The sequence below is a fragment of the Streptomyces atriruber genome (assembly GCF_001418325.1).
In the GTDB taxonomy this organism is placed as follows: Bacteria; Actinomycetota; Actinomycetes; order Streptomycetales; family Streptomycetaceae; genus Streptomyces; species Streptomyces atriruber.
Genome location: NZ_LIPN01000629.1, coordinates 1 through 2,347 on the forward strand (window position 1 = coordinate 1; position 2,347 = coordinate 2,347).

Below are 2,347 nucleotides of genomic sequence, written 5' to 3' on the forward strand. Positions count from 1 at the left end.
CCACCTGAAGGTCGCGGGCGACCTCATCGACCCCGACAAGTCCCTGTCCGACAAGGCGAAGGCCGGTGCGAAGGCGGGCGGCTTCTACGCCCGCTGGCTGCCCAAGCTGGTCGCGGGCCCCGGTCAACTCCCGCGCTCGTACGCGGAGTTCCACCCGGCAGGTCACACGGACCTGTCCGGGCACCTGCGCTACGTCGAGCGGAGCGCCCGCAAGCTGGCCCGCTCCACCTTCTACGCCATGTCCCGCTGGCAGGGGAAGATGGAGACCAAGCAGGGCTTCCTCGGCCGGATCGTCGACATCGGCGCGGAGCTGTTCGCGATGAGCGCGGCGTGCGTGCGCGCCGAACTCCTGCGCACCACCGAGGACCACGGCCGCGAGGCGTACCAACTGGCCGACGTCTTCTGCCGCCAGTCCCGGATCCGCGTCGAGGAGCTCTTCGACCGGCTGTGGACCAACACCGACGAGCTGGACCGCAAGGTGGTCAAGGGCGTCCTGTCGGGGACGTACACCTGGCTCGAAGCGGGGGTCGTCGACCCCTCCGGGGACGGCCCGTGGATCGCGGACACCGCGCTGCCCGGGACGCCGCGGCCCGATGTGCGCAGGGTGATCAAGGAGGGGTGAACGCGCGGCCCGGAAATCGTTTGGCGGGGCGTCGGGGCGCTTCTACTGTGGCCCGGTGATGACCCAGGTGATCGTTCTCAATGGTGGCTCCAGCTCGGGGAAGTCCGGGATCGTGCGGTGCCTGCAGTCGGTCCTGCCGGGGCCGTGGCTGGCCTTCGGGGCGGACACGTTCGTCGGCGCGCTGCCCGCGTCCCTGCAGGCGTCGGACGCCGGGATCGAGTTCGCCGCGGACGGCACGGTGAGCGTCGGGCAGGAGTTCCGGACCCTGGAGGCGGCCTGGATCGAGGGGGTCGCCGCGATGGCCCGCGCGGGCGCCCGGATCGTCGTGGACGAGGTCTTCCTCGGCGGCGCCGACTCGCAGCGGCGCTGGCAGAAGGCCCTGGGCGAGCTGCCGGTGCTGTGGGTCGGCGTCCGGTGCGACGGTGGCATCGCCGCGGCCCGCGAGATCGCGCGGGGCGACCGGGCCGCGGGCATGGCCGCGGCCCAGGCCGAGGTGGTCCACCGCGGCATGGTCTACGACGTGGAGATCGACACCGCCCGCACCGAGTCGATGGAGTGCGCGCGGGCCATCGCCGCGCACGTCGGGTGAGCGACGGCGCCCCAGGAGCCGCCCCTCGCGCCCGCGCCCCGTTCGCCCGTACTTTTCGCGCGCGCCGCATTGCGCCCCGCCCGTGACCGGGCTGCTTGCTGCCGCGATGTGGCCCCGCCCACAATGAGCGGACCGGCCGGCGAGGCAGGGAGGGGATCACCGTGTCCGTCCTCAAACTGGAACACCTCACCGGCAGGATCATGCGAGCGGGCGAAGGCAGAATGCTGCGCCGGCTCGAACGGATCAAGGGTCAGGTCAACTCCATAGAGGGCGAGATCGAGCTGCTCTCGGACGCCGAACTCCGGGCCCTCACCGACGAGTACAAAGAGCGGTACGCCGACGGACAGAGTCTCGACGACCTGCTTCCCGAGGCCTTCGCGACCGTCCGCGAGGCGGCCCGCCGCATCCTCGGCATGCGCCACTTCGACGTCCAGGTGATGGGCGGCGCGGCACTCCACTTGGGCAACATCGCCGAAATGCAGACGGGCGAGGGGAAGACCCTCGCCGCCACGCTGCCCGCCTATCTGAACGCCCTTGCGGGCAACGGAGTCCACCTCGTCACGGTCAACGACTATCTGGCCGGGCGCGACGCCAGGTGGATGGGCCACGTCTACGGATTCCTCGGTCTGACCGTCGGCGTCATCAAGTCCGACATGAGTCCGGACGAACGCCGTGCGGCCTACGCCTGCGACATCACGTACGGCACNNCGCGACAACATGGCCTGGTCGAAGGGTGAACTGGTGCAGCGCGGGCACCACTACGCGATCGTCGACGAGGCGGACTCCATCCTCATCGACGAGGCCCGCACGCCTCTGATCATCTCGGGCCCGGCCGACCAGCCGACGCACTGGTACGGATTCTTCGCCGACGCCGTGCGCAGAATGCGGGGCGTCGCGATCCAGGAGGAGAAGTTCACGGCACCGCAGCGCAAGATCGAACTGGCGGAACTGCGCGCCGCGTACGACTACGAGTACGACCCGAAGAAGCGCACCGTGGCCGTCCTGGACAACGGCGTGGAATTCCTGGAGGACCAGCTGGGCATCGACAACTTCTACGACTCGGCCCACACCTCCCTCATAGGCCAGCTGCACAACGCGCTCAAGGCCAAGGAGCACTTCAAGAAGGACAAGGACTA

1 protein-coding gene and 3 pseudogenes are annotated in these 2,347 nt (G+C 69.9%); all 4 read left to right on the forward strand.

The window, feature by feature from the left end:
• Positions 1–622 (forward strand): annotated as a pseudogene (locus AOK03_RS39465) (acyl-CoA dehydrogenase family protein); the annotation flags it as partial.
• Between the two features lie 58 nt (positions 623–680).
• Positions 681–1,211, forward strand: a complete 531-nt coding sequence (cpt, locus tag AOK03_RS39470) for a chloramphenicol phosphotransferase CPT (RefSeq protein ID WP_055570151.1) — start codon at positions 681–683, stop codon at positions 1,209–1,211.
• Between the two features lie 200 nt (positions 1,212–1,411).
• A pseudogene (locus AOK03_RS44735) lies at positions 1,412–1,917 on the forward strand (preprotein translocase subunit SecA); the annotation flags it as partial.
• A 2-nt stretch (positions 1,918–1,919) separates the two neighbouring features.
• Positions 1,920–2,347, forward strand: a pseudogene (locus AOK03_RS44740) (preprotein translocase subunit SecA); the annotation flags it as partial.